Annotated in this window: 14 protein-coding genes; 9 read left to right on the forward strand and 5 right to left on the reverse strand. The window is 71.2% G+C overall.

Going from position 1 to position 17,436, the window contains the following annotated elements; all coding sequences use genetic code 11:
- Positions 1-73 precede the first annotated feature (73 nt).
- The 5 genes from RUR_RS02785 (at position 74) to secD (ending at position 8,675) form a co-directional block, all read left to right on the forward strand.
- Positions 74-3,784, forward strand: a complete 3,711-nt coding sequence (locus RUR_RS02785; RefSeq protein WP_283133245.1) for an nSTAND1 domain-containing NTPase — start codon at positions 74-76, stop codon at positions 3,782-3,784.
- Positions 3,785-4,112: 328 nt separating this feature from the next.
- On the forward strand, positions 4,113-5,084 hold the full coding sequence (locus RUR_RS02790) for an ATP-binding protein (protein ID WP_283133246.1): 972 nt from the start codon (positions 4,113-4,115) through the stop codon (positions 5,082-5,084).
- A gap of 86 nt (positions 5,085-5,170) precedes the next feature.
- On the forward strand, positions 5,171-5,557 hold the full coding sequence (locus RUR_RS02795) for an SCO5389 family protein (RefSeq protein WP_283133247.1): 387 nt from the start codon (positions 5,171-5,173) through the stop codon (positions 5,555-5,557).
- A 293-nt stretch (positions 5,558-5,850) separates the two neighbouring features.
- Complete coding sequence (locus RUR_RS02800) at positions 5,851-6,354, forward strand: hypothetical protein (protein WP_283133248.1); 504 nt, start codon at positions 5,851-5,853, stop codon at positions 6,352-6,354.
- A 38-nt stretch (positions 6,355-6,392) separates the two neighbouring features.
- Entirely contained in the window at positions 6,393-8,675 is a 2,283-nt protein-coding gene (gene secD / locus RUR_RS02805; RefSeq protein ID WP_283133249.1) for a protein translocase subunit SecD, read from the forward strand.
- 53 nt (positions 8,676-8,728) lie between these two features.
- Here the strand turns inward: secD and RUR_RS02810 are convergent, their stop codons facing one another.
- Complete coding sequence (locus tag RUR_RS02810) at positions 8,729-10,066, reverse strand: class II 3-deoxy-7-phosphoheptulonate synthase (protein ID WP_283133250.1); 1,338 nt, start codon at positions 10,064-10,066, stop codon at positions 8,729-8,731.
- 152 nt (positions 10,067-10,218) lie between these two features.
- Complete coding sequence (locus RUR_RS02815; RefSeq protein ID WP_283133251.1) at positions 10,219-10,593, reverse strand: thioredoxin family protein; 375 nt, start codon at positions 10,591-10,593, stop codon at positions 10,219-10,221.
- A gap of 158 nt (positions 10,594-10,751) precedes the next feature.
- On the opposite strand from RUR_RS02815, the gene RUR_RS02820 reads away from it, so the two are divergent.
- The 3 genes from RUR_RS02820 to RUR_RS02830 all read left to right on the forward strand — a co-directional run bounded on the left by RUR_RS02820 (position 10,752) and on the right by RUR_RS02830 (position 13,027).
- Positions 10,752-11,093: an STAS domain-containing protein gene (locus tag RUR_RS02820; protein ID WP_283133252.1), complete on the forward strand. Its 342-nt coding sequence runs from the start codon at positions 10,752-10,754 to the stop codon at positions 11,091-11,093.
- A gap of 186 nt (positions 11,094-11,279) precedes the next feature.
- Entirely contained in the window at positions 11,280-12,497 is a 1,218-nt protein-coding gene (locus RUR_RS02825) for a glycosyltransferase (protein ID WP_283133253.1), read from the forward strand.
- Complete coding sequence (locus tag RUR_RS02830) at positions 12,494-13,027, forward strand: DUF6328 family protein (protein WP_283133254.1); 534 nt, start codon at positions 12,494-12,496, stop codon at positions 13,025-13,027. The genes RUR_RS02825 and RUR_RS02830 overlap by 4 nt, the downstream gene beginning before the upstream one ends.
- Positions 13,028-13,032: 5 nt before the next feature.
- On the opposite strand, the gene RUR_RS02835 is transcribed toward RUR_RS02830, so the two are convergent.
- Positions 13,033-13,746 carry an ANTAR domain-containing response regulator gene (locus RUR_RS02835; protein ID WP_283133255.1) on the reverse strand — a complete coding sequence of 238 codons (714 nt, stop codon included), beginning with the start codon at positions 13,744-13,746 and terminating at the stop codon, positions 13,033-13,035.
- A 128-nt stretch (positions 13,747-13,874) separates the two neighbouring features.
- Here RUR_RS02835 and RUR_RS02840 point away from each other — a divergent pair, with 128 nt between their 5' ends.
- Positions 13,875-15,761, forward strand: a complete 1,887-nt coding sequence (locus RUR_RS02840; RefSeq protein ID WP_283133256.1) for a SpoIIE family protein phosphatase — start codon at positions 13,875-13,877, stop codon at positions 15,759-15,761.
- Between the two features lie 324 nt (positions 15,762-16,085).
- Here the strand turns inward: RUR_RS02840 and RUR_RS02845 are convergent, their stop codons facing one another.
- Positions 16,086-16,853, reverse strand: coding sequence for a SigB/SigF/SigG family RNA polymerase sigma factor (locus tag RUR_RS02845; RefSeq protein WP_283133257.1), 768 nt, complete (start codon positions 16,851-16,853; stop codon positions 16,086-16,088).
- Positions 16,854-17,219: 366 nt separating this feature from the next.
- Positions 17,220-17,366 carry a hypothetical protein gene (locus RUR_RS02850; RefSeq protein WP_283133258.1) on the reverse strand — a complete coding sequence of 49 codons (147 nt, stop codon included), beginning with the start codon at positions 17,364-17,366 and terminating at the stop codon, positions 17,220-17,222.
- Between the last annotated feature and the right edge of the window lie 70 nt (positions 17,367-17,436).

Genomic DNA, 17,436 nt, shown 5'->3' on the forward strand with positions numbered 1-17,436 from the left:
AAATTTCTTGACCTAAGTAGGTTGTGGGCCTCTAAGAGCGCTATCTCGTCGTCGCGAGTGGAGCACCATAGCGGTGGGTCGTCGTGAGAGCCCGGTGGATCCGGCCGAGGGACCTGTACAGCGTCTCGCCTACGAGCTGCGCAAACTCCGCCAGGAGGCCGATGGGCTGACCTACCGCGCGATGGCCCGGCGCGCGGGGTATTCGATCACCACCCTCTCCCAGGCCGCCGGCGGTGAGCGGCTTGCCTCGCTGGAGGTCGTCCTCGCCTACGTGCAGGTGTGCGGAGGCGACCCCGCCGACTGGGAGGAGCGCTGGCATCGGGCCAAGCGCGAGCTCGCCCAGGAGTTCCCGGAGGACGAGGGGGCCGCGGGCCCGTACCCGGGCCTGTCCTCCTACGGCGTCCAGGACGCCCACCTCTTCTTCGGACGGGACCGGCTCGTCGGCGAGCTGCTGGAGCTGCTGACGGCCCGGCGGTTCGCCGCGGTGTTCGGCCCGTCCGGCAGCGGCAAGTCCTCCCTGCTCCGGGCCGGCCTCACCGCGGCACTGGGCAAGGCGCGGCCCGGCGGGTCCCCCGGACGGATCGAGGTGATCACCCCTGGGGAACATCCGATGCGCCACGCGGAGCTGTTCCACCCCGCGGAGCCCGGCTCAGGCCCTCTGGTCATCGTCGACCAGTTCGAGGAGGTGTTCACCCTCTGCCCGGATCAGGATGAGCGGACCCGTTTCATCGACCTGCTCCTCACCCCCGAAAGCGGGATCCGGGTGGTCCTCGCGGTCCGCGCGGATTTCTACGGGCGGTGCGCGGAACACCGCAAGCTCGCCGAGGCGCTCCGCGACGCCAACCTGCTGGTCGGGCCGATGGACCGGGAGGAGCTCCGGGACGCGATCCTGCGGCCGGCCATGGCCGAGGGCCTCACCGTGGAGCGGACCCTCACCGCCGAGATCATCGCCGACGTCGCCGACGAGCCGGGGGCGCTCCCGCTCATGTCGCACGCGCTCCGGGAGACCTGGCGCCGCCGCCGGGGCAGGCTGCTGACCCTGGAGACCTACCGGGACATCGGGCGGGTGCACGGGGCGATCAGCCACACCGCGGAGATCCTGTACGGCCGGCTCACGCCGGAGCAGGCCAAGGCGGCCCGCCGCATCCTGCTCCGGCTGATCACCCCCGGCGGAGCGGCCGGCGACACCCGCCGACCCGCCTCCCGCACGGAGCTCGACCCCGGGCGGGACGCCGACACTTCCCGCATCATCGAGCTGCTCGCCGGGGCCAGGCTCCTCACCCTCCACCACGACACCGTGGAACTCGCCCACGAAGCCCTCATCGCCTCCTGGCCCCGGCTCCGCCGCTGGGTCGACGAAGACCGCGACCGCCTCACCGCGCAACGCCAGCTCACCCAGGCCGCCGAAGCCTGGGAACGGCACGGTCACGACCCCGGGACGCTGTACCGCGGAGCACGTCTGGAGGTCGTGGGCAGACTCCTCGACCTGCCCGGGCACCACGACGACCTCACCCCGCTGGAACGCGACTTCCTCCGGCGGAGCACCGCGCAGGCCAAGCGGGAGTCCCGCCGGAGGGTCGTCGTCTCCGGCGTCCTGGCGGTCCTGGTGGTCCTCGCCACCACGGCCGCGGGGATCGCCCTCTCCCAGACCGACTTCGCCAACGCCAAGCTCGACGAGGCGATGGCCCGGGTGGTCGCGCACCGCGTCGCCGCGGTGCGCGTCGCCGACCCCGCCACCGCCCGGCGGCTGAGCGTCGCCGCCTGGCGGATCGCCCCCGTCCCCGAGGCCAGGGACCAGCTCATCGACTCGGTGATCGACCCCGCGACGGACGTCTTCACCGACCCGAACCACACCGAGGGGTCGGTCCAGGCGCTCAACGCCGACGGCACCCGGCTGGCCGTCTTCACCCCGGGACCGGCGGAGGGGGAATCCGGCACGCTGCGGATCCACGACGTCGAGGCCGACCGGGAGACCGCCCGCGTCCGCTGGACGGGTGAGCGTGCGGTCCGCGGCCTTGCCGTGAGCCCCGACGGCCGTACCGTGGCGGTGGCGAGCACGGGCGGCACCCAGCTGTGGCGGGTCGGCGAGACCGCGCCCCCCGGCCCGGCCTTCGGCCCCAAGGTGGACTCCGGCGGCTACGACCGGCTGGAGTTCGGCCCCGGCGGCGACCTGCTCATCATCGACGCCGGCCACGCCGTCCAGACCTGGGACGTCCACCGCGCCGTGGTGGTGCTCACCGAACCGGTGGTGGCGGTCGACCGCTCCGGCCGGCTGGCGCTGGTCATCCCGCGCGCCGCGCGCGAGCTCTTCGTCACCGAGGAGCACTCCACCGTGGTCCCGATCTCGTGGCGGGCCCCGCTGGGTGTGCGGCGCGTCGAGCTGTGGGATCTGCGCCGGGGGAAGCGGATCCCCGCGCCGTGGCTGCCCGCGACGGCCGGCTCGGGGACGTTCAGCCCCGACGGGCGGTCGCTCGCCCTCTCCGGCAGGTCGGGCGTCCGGCTGTTCGACGTCGACGGCGGCGACGAGCGGACCGCGGCGCTGACCCCGTCCGCCGAGCGGGTGACGTTCAGCTCCGACGGGCGGTTCCTGGCCGGCGTGGAGTCCACCGGCTCGATCCACCTGTGGCGCGCCGGCGACGCCACCCATCTGAAGAGCGCCGCGTTCTCCCCCTCGGGGTCGATCACCGCCCCCCGGGTCTCGGCCGACGGACGGCTGCTCCGGGTGACCGGCGCGTTCGGCGCCGTGCACACCTTCGACGTCGCCCGCCACACCAGACCCGTCACACTCGGTCCCGGTGACGGCGAGCGACGGTTCAGCCCGGACGGACGCCTCCTCGCGGTCGCCGACGACCAGGAGCACGGCTGGCGGGTCCGGGTCTTCGACGTCGCCCGCCGGGCGCCGCTGGGCGCCGCGATCGTGGCCGGACGGCCGCGTGACCACCGCGGGGCCGGGGCCGTCGGCCCGTACCATCCGGTGTTCGGCCCCGACGGCCGCACGCTCGCCCTCACCCACCCCGAATCCCCGACGACGACGCTCTGGGACGTCCTCACCGGCACCCGTCTCGGCGAGATCCGGCTGCGGCGCGCGGGGGCCAGGGTGACGGGTACGGCCTTCTCCCCCGACGGACGGATCGTGGCGTTCGGCGTGCACGACCCGGAGGCCGACTACCCCGAGGTCGAGCTGTGGGACGTCGCGGCGCGCACCTGGATCAGAAGCGTCCCCGCGGTCGGCGGGGCCTACCTCGCCTTCGGCCGGGACGGACGCCGGCTCTACGCGGGGGACGGCTTCTACGGCTCCCTGATCGACACGGCCTCCGGTACGGTGGCGCGGCCGGGTCCCGACGTACGCGCCCGCGGGGTGGTCCTGTTCACCGCGGAGGGCGCCGTGACCGGGGACGGTTCGGGCCGCCTCGCCTTCTGGGACCCGGGGCTGCGCGAGCAGGTCGGCTCCCCGTTGAACACCGGCTCCGGCGCGGTCGGAGCCCTGGTCGCCTCCCGGAGCGGGCTGATCGCCTCGCTCTCCGGGCGGGACGAGGTCGTCCGGCTCTGGGATCCGCGCGGGGTACGGCCGGTCGGCTCGCCGATCATGTTGCCCACGGAGTCCCGTCCCGCGGTGGCCTTCCACGGGGACACGCTGCTCGTCTCCTCCCCGGACGGGACGCTGCACGAGATCCCCGTCAACCCCGAGGCCGTCGCCGCCGGGCTCTGCGACCGGGACGGGGACCTCAGCGCCGCAGAGTGGCGGCGGCACATCCCCGAACTCCCCTACCGGCCCTGTCGCTGACCCGCGCCGCCGGTTTCGTCCCGGGCCGCGGCGACGCCCGTACGGACTCGGTCGGCTCGGTCCGGCCCCGGCGACTCCGCGTGCCGGTGCCGGATGACCGGTCGTTTCCGGCCTCCCGGCTTCCCTGAACCAGGATCGATTCACGGCGTAAATCCTTAATGGATGTCCGGCTTGCCTGGATTTCAGGGATTTGACAGACCATAACCCGGCAGAGTCATGCCCGTTGTGTATGGCGATTCCGTGTGTTTCCTGGACGCGGGAGCCGCTTATGGCACTACCATGTCGCCAGAACGATAATCGTTTTCATTTCGAGAGAGGGTTGCGCGCGATGAGAGTCGCATTCGTCGGCAAAGGCGGGAGCGGGAAGACGACGCTCTCGGCGTTGTTCGCCCGCCATCTGGCGAGCGCGGGACTGCCCGTCCTGGCCGTGGACGCCGACATCAACCAGCACCTCGGCATGACCCTCGGGCTGGAAGGCGAGACACCGCCGCCGATGGGCGGCCACCTCGCCGACGTCAAGGAGTACTTCCGCGGCGACAACCCCCGCATCAGCTCGGCCGCCGCCATGGTGAAGACGACACCCCCGGGCCGCGGGTCGCGGCTGGTACGGCCGTGCGGGGACGACCCGATCCACACGCGCTTCACCCGCGCGACCGCGGAGGGCGTGCGGCTGATGGTCACCGGGCCGTTCAGCGAGGCCGACCTCGGGGTCGCCTGCTACCACTCCAAGATCGGAGCCGTGGAGATCTACCTCAACCATCTCGTCGACGAGGGCGGCGAGTACGTCGTGGTGGACATGACGGCCGGGGCGGACGCGTTCGCCTCTGGACTGTTCACCCGGTTCGACCTGACCGTCCTGGTGGCCGAGCCGACCCGCCAGGGGGTGAGCGTCTACCGGCAGTACGCCGAGTACGCCGCCGACTACGACGTGGCCATCGCGGTCGTGGGGAACAAGGTGCAGAACCCCACAGACCTCGCGTTCCTCCGCGAGAACGTCGGCGACGACCTCCTGATCCACCTCGACCACTCCCCCGCCGTCCGCGCGATGGAGCAGGGCCGCGCCTTCACCATGGACGACCTGGAGCCGACCAACCGGTCGGCGCTGGAGACCGTCAGGAGTGCGGTGGACGCGCGCCCCAAGGACTGGGGGAGATTCGGCCGGCAGACCGTGGAGTTCCACATCCGCAACGCGCGGGCCTGGGCCAACCTGGCGACCGGGGAGGACCTGGTGGCCCAGATCGACCCGGAGTTCACCTTCGGCCCGGCCGACCTGTGTACCTCCGGGGCCACCACTCTCTGACCGCATCGACAGATGGTTAACAAAATCTCCCTACATATCGTCACAAGAGCGATATTTCGGGAGTCAAGCTGATAAGGAGCACTGACATGTCTCTGACCGTCTCTGACGACCTTCTCCGGCAGGCGCGGACCGGCGAGGTCGACGACCAGGCCTTCCTGGACTGCGTCCGCGACTCTCTTCCCTACGCCTGGTCGCTGGTGAGCGGCCTGGTCGCCGAACGGGCCGAGTCCGGCGCCGCGTTCGCCGACAACCAGGTTCCCCCGCCGGACGAGGCGGCCCGCGGGCAACTGCTGCGCGCCCTCGCCAGTGACGCCATGCGCGGTGCCCTGGAGCGGCACTTCGGGGTCAGGCTGGCCTTCCAGAACTGCCATCGCGTCGCGGTGTTCGACCCGGCCGCCGTCGGCGCCTACCGGGAGTTCACCACCGCCCGCGCGCAGATCCTCAACCAGAGCCCGGCACTCGTCGACTGCTGATCCGCACCCGCCCGGGCCGCGGCGGATGCACCACGGGTACGGCCGCCGGCGGACCGATCGCGCTCCGGTCCGCCGGATCACCCGGCGCAGCCCGTACGACAGGCGAAGCAGGCCCGCGTCCAGCCGTACCCCTGTGGGCCTGCCCACCCGCGAGGCGGCCACCATCCCCACCCGGGACCGGTCAGTTTCCGGCAAAAGCCAGGAGATCGAAGCGTATGTGGCGGATCGGCGATGTGCCGGTCCGTGGCCGGGTGTTATAACGTGATCGCAGTCACAGAACGCGGGGGGTGAACGTGCGACACGAGTCCCAGACCGCGCTCGCGCGTGCCCGGACGACGGTGCGCGCACTCGTCACCACCCTGATCCTCGCCGGGTTCACCGCGATCCCCGGCGTCGCGTTCGCCGTACCCGCCCCGGTCTCCGGGGGCGGCGCGTCCCTCGTGCACAGCGAATCGTATGCCGAGTGGCGTGCCGCCGCGCCCACCCGCCCGGTGCGGCCGGCCCGGTCCCTCCCGGGGGAGACCCCGGCGGCCGGGGAGGGCTCGGGCGGACCGACCGCCGGAACCCACTCCCGGGCCCGGCTGCTCGCCCTGCGGCTCTGGGACCTCGCCGCCTCCGCCCTCGGCGTGACCGAAGCCGGCGTCGTCCAAGGCGCCGGCCTCCTCCCCGAAGCCAATCCACCGCTCCCCGCCCCACCCGACTTCGCCTCCCTGACCCGCCTCGTCCTGGCGACGCCGGCGAGTCCACCCCGTGACGGCCCGCGCGGCCGTGCACCTCCCCTCCACACAGGTTTCTGACCTCCCTATCGGAACCCACCTGTTGGAAGGGATAACCCATGTCTCGCGCCCTAGTGGTGCGGGCGTTCTTCACGCTCGCCGTCATCGGCCTATCTTTCTATTTCGTCTTCACCTCGGCACCGCGCCTCGGGCTTGACCTGAAAGGCGGTACCCAGATCGTCTTGGAGACCAGGGACTCACCCACCACCAAGGCGAACGGTGAATCCACCGACCGTGCCAAGGAGGTCCTCACCCGGCGGGTCGACGCGCTCGGGGTCGCCGAGCCGTCTGTGGTCCGCTCGGGCGAGAAACGGATCATCGTGGAACTTCCCGGGCTCCAGGATCCCCGGAAGGCCGCCGAGGTCATCGGCAAGACCGCCCAGCTCACCTTTCATCCCGTGACCGCCTTCGCCGACGAGTCCACCAAACCCGGCAAGGGTGAAACGGTGTTCACCGACGTGAACGGCGAGAAGCTGCTGCTCGGCCCCAGCGCGATCACCGGTGAGCAGGTCAGCGGCGCGTCGGCCGGACTCGATCAAACGCCGGGTACGAACGCCTGGGTCGTCACCATCGACTTCAAGGGCCCCGGACAGCGGGCCTGGTCGAAGCTGACCGGGACGGCCGCCTGTGCCCCGATGAATGATCCAAAACGTCTGGTCGCGATCGTACTGGACAACAAGATCATCTCATCGCCGCAGGTCAACCCGGATGTCAACTGCAACGTCGGTATCGTAGGCGGCTCCACCCAGATCACCGGCGACTTCACCGCCGAGGAGTCCAAGGAGCTCGCCGCCCTCATCTCCGGCGGCGCCCTGCCCGTACCCGTGGAGATCATCGAGCAGCGGACCGTCGGCCCGACCCTCGGTGTCCAGGCCATCGACGCGAGCTTCAAGGCCGCGATCATCGGTGTCGTCCTCACCGGCCTGTTCATCATCATCGTGTACCGGCTCTCCGGGCTCATGGCGGCCATCGCCCTCTGCTTCTACGGGCTCATCTCCTACGCCGCCCTCGTGGCCATCGGCGCCACGCTCACCCTGCCGGGGCTGGCGGGATTCGTCCTCGCCATCGGTATGGCGGTCGACGCCAACGTCCTGGTGTTCGAACGGGCCCGGGAGGAGTACGCCGGGAACCGCAGCCTGACCAAGGCGCTCCGCGGCGGATTCCGCAACGCGTGGAGCGCCATCGCCGACTCCAACATCACCACGATCCTCGCCGCGGGACTGCTGTTCTTCCTGGCCTCCGGGCCGGTGCGGGGCTTCGGGGTCACCCTGATCATCGGTGTGCTCGCCTCCCTGGTCTCGGCGATGCTGATCACCCGGGTGTTCACCGAGTTCATGGTGTCCCGCAAGGCCGTCGGAAACAAGCCGCAGATCACCGGCATCGCCGACATCGGCCGGGTGCGCGCGTGGCTGACCCGCAAGAACTTCAACCTCATGAAGCGACGGCGGATGTGGCTGGCGGTCTCCGGGATCGCGGTCATCCTCGCCCTGACCGGGATCGGGGCCCGCGGACTCGACATCGGGGTGGAGTTCACCGGCGGTCGGCTCATCGAGTACGCGACCTCCAAGCAGCTCGACGTGGAGACCGCCCGGAAGGCGGTCGCCGACGCCGGGTTCCCCCGGGCGGTGGTCCAGACCTCCAACGGGTCCGACATCTCCGTCCGGACCGGGCAGCTCACCAACGACGAGGCCGTCCGGATCGAGCAGGCCCTCGCCGCGGAAGGCGGGAAGGTCGTCAAGCAGCGTGACGAGCTCATCGGCCCGAGTCTCGGCGACGAGCTGCGAAGAAACGCCCTCATCGCGCTCGCGGTGGCGCTCGCGGCCCAGCTGCTCTACCTGACCGTCCGGTTCCGATGGTCGCTCGCGCTCGGCGCCGTCCTGGCCATGTTCCACGACGTGCTCATCGTCACCGGTGTCTTCGCCTGGCTGGGCAAACCCGTCGACGGGGTGTTCCTGGCGGCGATCCTCACCGTCATCGGATACTCGGTCAACGACTCCGTCGTGGTGTTCGACCGGATCCGGGAGATGTGGGGGGCCAACCGCGCCGACCCGCTGCCGGCGATCGCGAACTCCGCGATCCTGCAGACCGTGCCGCGAACCATCAACACCGGTCTCGGGGCGCTGTTCATCCTCACCGCGCTGGCGGTGCTCGGCGGCGACTCCCTCACGGACTTCGCCGTCGCGCTCATCGTCGGGATCCTCATCGGCACCTGGTCGTCGATGTTCACCGCGACCCCGCTCGCCTTGGAGTTCGAGAAGTACAGCAAGGCTCCGCCGCCCATGCCGCCCGGAGGCAAGTCCAAGCGGCCGGTCGACCGCCGGGACTCCGGCGCGGTGGTCTGACCTCGCCGTGAACCCGCGCCGGACCCCGTCCCGGGGTCCGGCGCGGCACCGGCTCAGTGCACCTGGTTGTACATCTCGGCGACGATGAAGGCCAGATCCAGCGACTGGCTGCGGTTGAGCCGCGGGTCGCAGGCCGTCTCGTACCGCTGGTGCAGGTCGTCCTCGGCGATCTCGTGGCCGCCGCCCACGCACTCGGTGACGTCGTCGCCGGTGAACTCGATGTGGATGCCGCCGGGGTGGGTGCCGAGCGACCGGTGCACCTCGAAGAAGCCCGCGACCTCGTCCAGCACGTCGTCGACGCGGCGGGTCTTGTGCCCGCTCGGCGCCTCGAAGGTGTTGCCGTGCATCGGATCGCAGATCCAGGCGACCTTGGCACCCGAGGCGGTGACCTTCTCCACCAGGCCGGGCAGGTGGTCGCGGATCCGCCCGGCGCCCATCCGGGTGATGAACGTCAGCCGTCCCGGCTCGCGATCGGGGTCGAGCTTGTCGATCAGTGCGAGCGCGTCCTGCGGTGAGGTGGTCGGACCCAGCTTCACCCCGATGGGGTTGCGGATCTGCCGGAAGAACTCCACGTGCGCCCCGTCGAGCTGGCGGGTCCGCTCCCCGATCCAGACGAAGTGCGCGGAGACGTCGTACGGCAGCCCGCTGCGCGAGTCGATCCGGGTGAGGGCGCGATCGTAGTCGAGGATGAGCGCCTCGTGCGAGGAGTAGAGCTCGACGCTGTGGAACTCGTCCATGTCGGCGCCGCAGGCCTGCATGAAGGAGAGCGCGCGGTCGATCTCGGAGGCGAGCCGGTCGTACCGGCGCCCCGCGGGACTCTCGCCCACGAAGTCCTGGTTCCAGGCGTGAACCTGCCTCAGGTCGGCGTATCCGCCGCGGGTGAAGGCCCGGATGAGGTTCAGCGTCACCGCCGCGGAGTGGTACGCGCGCAGGAGCCGCACCGGATCGGGAACCCGGGACGCCTCGGTGAACTCGAAGCCGTTGACCATGTCGCCGCGGTAGGCGGGAAGCGTCACACCGTCCCGGGTCTCGACGGAGCTGGAGCGCGGCTTGGCGAACTGACCGGCCAACCGCCCGATCTTGACCACGGGCACGCTCGCCGCGTAGGTGAGGACGATCGCCATCTGCAGCAGCGTCTTCAGCTTGTTCCGCACGTCGTCCGCGGTCGCACCCGCGAAGGTCTCGGCGCAGTCCCCGCCCTGGAGGACGAACGCCTTGCCCTGCGCCACCTCGGCCAGCTTCGCCTTGAGCTGGTCGCACTCCCCGGCGAAGACCAGTGGCGGCAACCCCGCGAGCTCCTTGACGACACGCTCAAGCTCAGCGGGATCGGGCCACTCGGGCTGCTGGGCCGCGGGCAGGTCTCGCCACGAATCCAAGGAGTATGCTCTCACAGCATTACAGGCTAGGGCACATCATGGCCTTCGTGACGGGAAGATCTCACGATCCGGGCCGCTCGCAGGTGCTCCGGGCGATCCCGGGTCCGGCCGCCCGGCACGGTGAGGCCACCGCCGCCCCCTGGCGCGGCGGTGGCCTTTCGCCTCGATCAGTTACCCGCGCCCTCGGCCAGCTCCTGAGCCAGCTCACGCCGGATCTCGTCCATGTCGAGGGCACGAACCTGGGAGATGAGGTCCTCAAGGGCGTTGGCCGGCAAGGCGCCGGGCTGCTGGAAGACCACGATCCCGTCCCGGATGGCCATCACGGTCGGGATCGAGGTGATGTCGAACCCCGAGGCGAGTCCCTGCTGGGCCTCCGTGTCGATCTTCCCGAACTTGATGTCCCGGTGCTTGTCCGAGGCCTTCTCAAAGACCGGGCCGAAGGTACGGCACGGGGGGCACCACGCCGCCCAGAAGTCCAGCAGGACGATGCCTTCATCGGCGAACTCGTTGAAGTTCTGCTCGGTAATCTCAATGGTGGCCACCGTGGCTCCTCACAGTTACGCTCGTGTTCCCTGTCGTCAACCGGCTGTCTCAAGCACGCATTCCCTCGGCGAACCGGCTCTCGACAAACCCTGTGCCTGATAGAACACAAATCTGAAGCCCCCGCCCGAATAACGGAAGTGTGCACGAGAAGCGGAGTATGGTGAGTCTTGTCCTGTCGACCGAGGTCCGAAACGGCCAAGCCGTCGTCACCGTGGCCGGTGAGCTCGACACGCTGACGTCGACCCGGCTCGACCGACATCTCGCGGAGGTGCTCCGCGAGCACGGCACGCTGATCATCCTGGAGATCTCGGGAGTGACCTTCATGGACTCCCGGGCCCTCGGCGTCATCCTCCACTACTGGAAACAGCTCGCCGCCCTGGACGGCCGGCTGGCGCTCGCCGGAGCCCGGTACCGCTCCACCAAAGTACTCTGGGTCACCGGCCTGATCGAACGCCTCCCCGTCTACGACGACGTGGAATCCGCCCTCGCGGACCCCTGAGCCGGCGTACCGCCCCGCCGGAGATGTTTAGAGACCGGCACGGGGGTGAAGGACTGATAGCAGTGTCTAAGACGCAGGCACGCCCACCCGGCCCGGCCGGTGTCTCCCCACGGGTGTCCGTGCGTCTTGGGCCGTCTTCTTGGGCGCTTGTTCGCTCGACACCCCCATGATTCGACGAGGTGCCCAATGAAGATCGCTTTGGTGTCCCAGAACGCCGACCCGCTCGCCGCAGGCGAGGCCGGTTCGAGCGGGCAGCACACCCATGTGGCCGCGCTCGCCCGGCACCTCTCGGCGCTCGGTCACCGCGTCACCGTCTACACCCGCGCCCAGCGACCCGATCCCGCCCGCCGTTCCCGCCTCACCCGGGACGCCCACGTCGTCCGCCTCCCCGCCGGTCCCGCCGAGCCGATCGCCGGAAACGAGCTGTCGCCGTGGATCCCCGAGTTCGGCGGACGCCTCGCCGAGGAGTTCGCGCACGACCCGCCGGACGTCGCCCACGCGCACCACTGGACGAGCGGCCTCGCCGTCCTGTCCGCCGCGAAGGGACTGGGCGTCCCCCTGGTGCAGACCTTCCACTCCCTAGGGGTCACCGCGCGCCGGCACCACCAGGACGACTCGGTCTGCCCACCCGGGCGCCGACAGGTCGAGGCCCTGCTGGCCCGGAACGCCGACGCGACCGTCGCCACCTGCAGTGAAGAGGTGTTCGAGCTGGTACGGATGGGGATGCCGCGGCGGCGGGCGAGCGTGGTCCCCGGAGGAGTCGACCTGACGGCCTTCACCCCGGAGGGCCCGCGTGCCGACCGCCCCCCGCGACCCCGGCTGCTCTGCTTCACCGACCTCACCCCCCGCAAGGGCGTGGACACCGCGATCGTCGCGCTGACCCGGATCCCCCAGGCCGAACTGCTGGTGGTGGGGGCGTCCGGCGGCGTCCCCCTCGACGACCACCCGGAGGTGGCCCGGCTCCGCCGCATCGCGATCCGGGCCGGGGTCGGCGACCGGGTCCGGTTCCTCGGGCAGATCGGCCGCAGGTCGCTCCCGAGCCTGATCCGCTCCGCCGACGCGGTGATCTCCGTACCCTGGTACGAGTCCTTCGGACTGACCCCGCTCGAGGCGATGGCCTGCGGCGTCCCGGTGCTGGCCTCCTCCGTCGGCGGGCACGTCGACACGGTCGTGGACGGCGTCACCGGCACCCTGGTCCCGCCGCGCCGGTCCGATCTCCTCGCCAAGGCCGCCGTCGCACTGCTGGAAGACCCGACGCTGCGGACCGCCTACGGCATCGGCGGAGCAGACCGGGCCCGCTCCCGGTTCTGCTGGAGCCGGGTCGCGACCGAGACCGCACAGGTCTACGAGCGCGTGACCGGGGCCGCGGTCGCCGCGCACCGTCCGGCGAGCGGCGACAGGTGACCCCGCCCGCCGGACCGGGCCCCAACGGGGGACGGAACTCATCGGAAACCCCGGGGGAGTACCCCGGGGAGACCCACAAGCAGCGCATCGACCGTGAGCTCGGCGAACTCCTCGCGGGCCTCCGGGTGGCGACCACCGGGGTCCAGGTACTCTTCGCCTTCCTGCTCATCGTGCCGTTCTCCCCGGGTTTCCCCCGGCTCGGGGCGGACCAGCACGGGCTGCTGCTCACCGCGCTCCTCTCCGCGGCCGTGGCCTCCATCTGCCTCATCAGCCCCGCCGCCCAGCATCGGGTGCTGTTCCGGAGCGGGGTGGAGGCCAAGGAGCTCCTGCTCCGCAGGTCCAACATCTACAGCATCCTCGGCGCGGGGTCGCTCGGCGTGGCGATGCTGGCCGCGACGATGATGGTCCTGCGGGTGCTCACCAACGAATGGTGGGCGATCGGCCTGGGTCTCGCCGTCGCGATGATCGGCACCTGGTGCTGGTTCGTCCAGCCCCTGGTGACCCGGTTGACCCGCCGCCGGAACGGCTGACCGGGCTACGGGGGATCCTTGCGCTGCTCGCGCACGAGTTTGCGCGCCACGTCGGAGACCTTGATCTGATGGTGCTGGGAGACCCGCCGCAACTCCTGGAAGGCGGACTCGGCGTCCAGCCCGCGGGCGTGCATGAGGATGCCCTTGGCCTGGTCGATCTCGGCGCGATTGGCCAGCGCCTCCTGCATCTGAAGGGCTTCGGCGAGCGCGACGTCGTAGTCACGGGCGTTGCGGAGCGCGACCCGGACCTGCTCGGCGAGCAGGATCGCCCAGGCGTTCGCGCCGGCCGCGGCCCCGAAGGCCTGCGGGCGGGCCGCGTAGAGCCCCAGGGTGACCACGGTGTCGTCCCCGGCCGACCCCACGTGAAAGGGGAGCATCATCACCGAGCGGACGCCGTACCGGATCGCGGCGCGGGCGTATCCGGGCCAGCGCTCCTCGTGCAGGAGATCTTCGGCGAGCACCTGGTTCATTGACGAGAGCGCCGCGAATGAGACACCTTGGCCGAGGGCCCGTTCCCGGTCCAGCAGCATCGTGAGCTCACTGTGGGAGGTGGCGACCTGGGTGATCAGTTCACTCTCCCAGACCTGGACGGTCCCGCCGGAACAGCCCGGGATGTCCCGGACCACCAGGGCGTTGATCCGCTGCAGGACGTGCTCCGTCGACGCCTCGCCCACTCGGGCGAGCTCGGCAAGATCACGTGCGAGTCTCTCGGTGAACACTGGCCAGTCCGTCTTGGGTGGCGTCACGGTGGCCTCTCTCGCATCTCCACTCAGCTACTGGCTAAACGTATGCGAATTGAACTACCGTCGGATCGATCGTGGCCTCTGTGCCGGTAAGGACCGCTCTGATGACGGAAAGGATGGCCATCTCCGACCTCGAAGCGGAGCTGACCGCACTGAGCGACCGGGTGTCCGACCTGCGTCAGGCGCGGGCGAGCTATCCCGGAGACATCGACGGCGTCCTCGACGCGGCGCTCGTCGAACTCGCCGCGGCCGAAGACCTCATCCGCGCCTGCCTGACCCGGAGCCCCGGATCCGGCGAGCGGGGACGCCGCCGCGGAAGCCCGGCGGAACGGGAGTACCGGCTCCTCAAACAGGTCTTCCGCACCCTGCCCGTACCGACCTTCCTCCTCGACGCCCAGGGCGCGGTCCGGCGGGTCAACCCCGAGGCCGCCGCGATCCTCGGCACGCCCGCCGGATACCTCACCGGCAAGCCCTTCGCCCTCTTCGTCGACCTCCCCCGACGGGCCGCGTTCCGCTCCCGGCTCTCGGAGGTCCTGCGGGACGCCACGACCGTCCGCTTCGACAGCCGCCTGGCCAAAGGCACCCACGTCAGCGAGGTACGGCTCTCCCTCACCATGGTGAACATCCCCGGCGAGCCCCATCCGATGATCGCGGTCGCGGCGGCACTCACCGAACCCGGGCCCGCCCGGACCGCGCCGGTCCAGGCCCAGGACGACGAGGAGGGGCTCGCGGTCGTGGCCGCGCGGCGGCTGGACGTGATGACCCGGATGACCCGGCTCCTGCTGGACGAGGAGAGCCTGCACGAGCCGGTCGCCGTCGGCCGGGCGGCCCGCCTGCTCGCCGGTACGCTCGCCGACTGGGTGCTGATCGACGTCCACCGGGACGGGGTGCTGCGCCGCGCCGTGGTCGTCGGGCCGCGGGACCAGCCGGTATCGGACCTGGTCCGGCGGCTCACCCAGCTGGACCCCGGTGACGCGCCGATGGTGCGGGAGGTCGCCGAGAGCGGCGGATCCGCCCTGCACGAACTCCCCGCCGAGGACACCATGCTCGGCGTCGCCGACGGCGAACGTCCCGTCCTGCCGCTCCTCGACGCCAGCTCCGTGATCGGTGTCCCGCTCCGCGAGCAGTCGGGCTCCCTCGGCGTGCTCACCCTGGTGCGGACCGGCCAGCGGACCCCGTTCAACCTCGCCGACCTGGGGTTGCTGGAGGACATCGGGGAGAACATCGCCCGGGCGCTCACCACCGAGCGCACCTTCCGCAGCCGCGCCGAGAGCGCCCGATCCCTGCAGGCGGGCATGCTGCCGCGCACCCTGCCCGCGATCCCGGGACTGGACCTGGCCGACGACTTCCGGGCGGGCGACGGCGTCCTGGTAGGCGGAGACTTCTACGACATCTTCCCGGCCAGGGACGGCTGGGGTTTCGTGTTCGGGAACGTGCTCGGCCGGGGAGGGGAGGCGGTGGAGATCGCCTCGCTGGTCCGGCACGCCGTCCGGGTGCTGAGCCTCTCGGAGGGCTGCCCCACCGAGATCCTCCGGCGGGTCAACGAGGCCCTGGAGGCCGGCCCCGGCTCCGGACGCGGCGTCGCGGTCCTCGCCGGCCTCCTCCGCCCGGCGCCCGGCTCGGCCTCGGTGCGGATGGCCTGCGCCGGTCACCATCCCCCCGCGCTGCTCCGCGCGGACACCGGGGTCCGTCCCTGCTCCGGCGGCGGACTCCCCCTCGGGGTCTCCGCCGACGCCGAGGTGGCCGCCGAGGACATCACCCTGGCCGACGGCGACGCCCTCGTCCTGTGCTCCCACGGCCTGATCGAGTCCCGGGACGACAGCGGCGAGGTGTACGGCGACACACGGCTCCCGGACGTCCTCGCCCGATCGCTGGGGCTGGCCGCCGCGCCGCTCGTCAAGGCTGTTCAGGACGACCGCGACCAGTTCGCGGGCGGGCGCCTGCTCGAAGACGTCACCCTGCTCGCCCTGCGGGTCCGATCCGGCGGCTGACCGACCGGGAACAGCGCACCCCGTACGGCACACCGCGGCGCCACCCCGCCGGAGCCGGCCCCGGGCCCACCCGATGCCCGGGTGTCCCCCGATTCACGCGCTCACCGAGGGCACCGGCCGCAGGCCGTACCGGATCGGCATCCCGTACGGCGCCGCGGCGCCCGCCGAGCCGCGGTGGAACCCTCGCACGCCCCGCCGTCGCGAAAGCCGGGAGGCCCGGCCTCCCGGACGCGTGGGGAAACCGGCCCGCAGGCCGGACCGGAACCGGACCACCGCGCGGTGGCCGGGGCGCGCCGCCCACGCCGTACCGGGCGCAGGACCGGCTCACGCGCGGGTGAGTTCGGAGCGGAGTCTGCGCAGGGTCTGGGAGAGCAGCCGGGAGACGTGCATCTGGGAGACGCCCATCTCCTCGGCGATCTCCTGCTGGGTCTTGTTGCCGTAGAACCTGAGCAGCAGGATGCGCCGCTCCCGGACGGGCAGGTGCCGCATCGCGGGCTTGAGCGACTCGCGGAACTCGACCAGGTCGAGTTCGCGATCCTCCTGGCCGAGGGTGTCCAGGAGCGAGGAGTCCTCGTTGTCGTCGAGCGGGCGGTCCAGGGAGTAGGTGTCGTGCGCCTCGTCGGCGGCGATCGTCTCCAGGACCTCCTCCGCCGAGCAGCCCATCTCCTCGGCGAGCTCGGCGACCTTGGGGCTGCGGCCGAGACGCTGGGCGAGCTCGGCGCGGGCGATCCGCAGTTCCCCGCGGAGCTCCTGAAGGCGGCGCGGCGGGCGAACCGCCCAGGTGCGGTCGCGGAAATGTCGTTTGAGCTCACCGGCGATGGTGGGGACGGCGAACGTGGCGAACGCGTTGCCGAGGGAGGGGTCGAAGCGGTCGACGGCCTTGATCAGCCCGACGTTGCCGACCTGGACGAGCTCGTCCATGCCCTCGCCCCGCCCGGCGAAGCGGTTCGCGACGAAGCGGACGAGCGGGATGAACGACTCGATGAGCTCGGCGCGGATCCGAGTCCACTCCTCGCCGCCCCGATCGCAGCAGGTCAGCAGCTCGAACTTCTCGTCTTCGGTGAGCTCGCGGTCTTCCAGCAGTGTGTACATCGACAAGCACCTCAAAGGATGATGCCCGCAACCCGGCGGTGGCGAATCCGACGACCGGCGGTGGGTTGGCAAAGGGGCGAAGCGCCGGACGCACGAGAGCCGTGCCCGGCGGACGTGATCCCGCACAGGGGATTCCTCAGGCCACACTTCTTGGGCCTGTACTCACCATAGACCTTCAGCCGCGGCGGCATAACCCCGTTATCGAAACCACTCATCCTCCGTCGGCGCGTTCGCCTTCCCTGAAGGACGACCCGCCGGACCGCGCCTTCGCGGCGCTCGCGCATTCAGCGGCCGACCAACCCTCCGGGTTCGGCGCCCTGGTCGACGTGTAAGCCATACGTCGCCACTGCGGGGCGAACCCGCGGCCTACCCCTCCCCAAGCTCGGCCACCGCGGCGGCGATGCGGCCGCACATGACCGTCGCCTTCTCGTCGTCGAAACCCGACAGAAGCTCCATCGCCTCCAGCCATCCCGTCCTCGCCCGCTCGACCTCGCCGAGCTCACGACACGACATGGCGAGCCCGTCGAGGACGACGGACCGTCCACTCTTCGCGTACTCCTCCCGGATCGTGGCGCGCCTGCGG

It is taken from the genome of Rhizohabitans arisaemae (assembly GCF_025996515.1).
GTDB classification, from domain to species: Bacteria; Actinomycetota; Actinomycetes; order Streptosporangiales; family Streptosporangiaceae; genus Rhizohabitans; species Rhizohabitans arisaemae.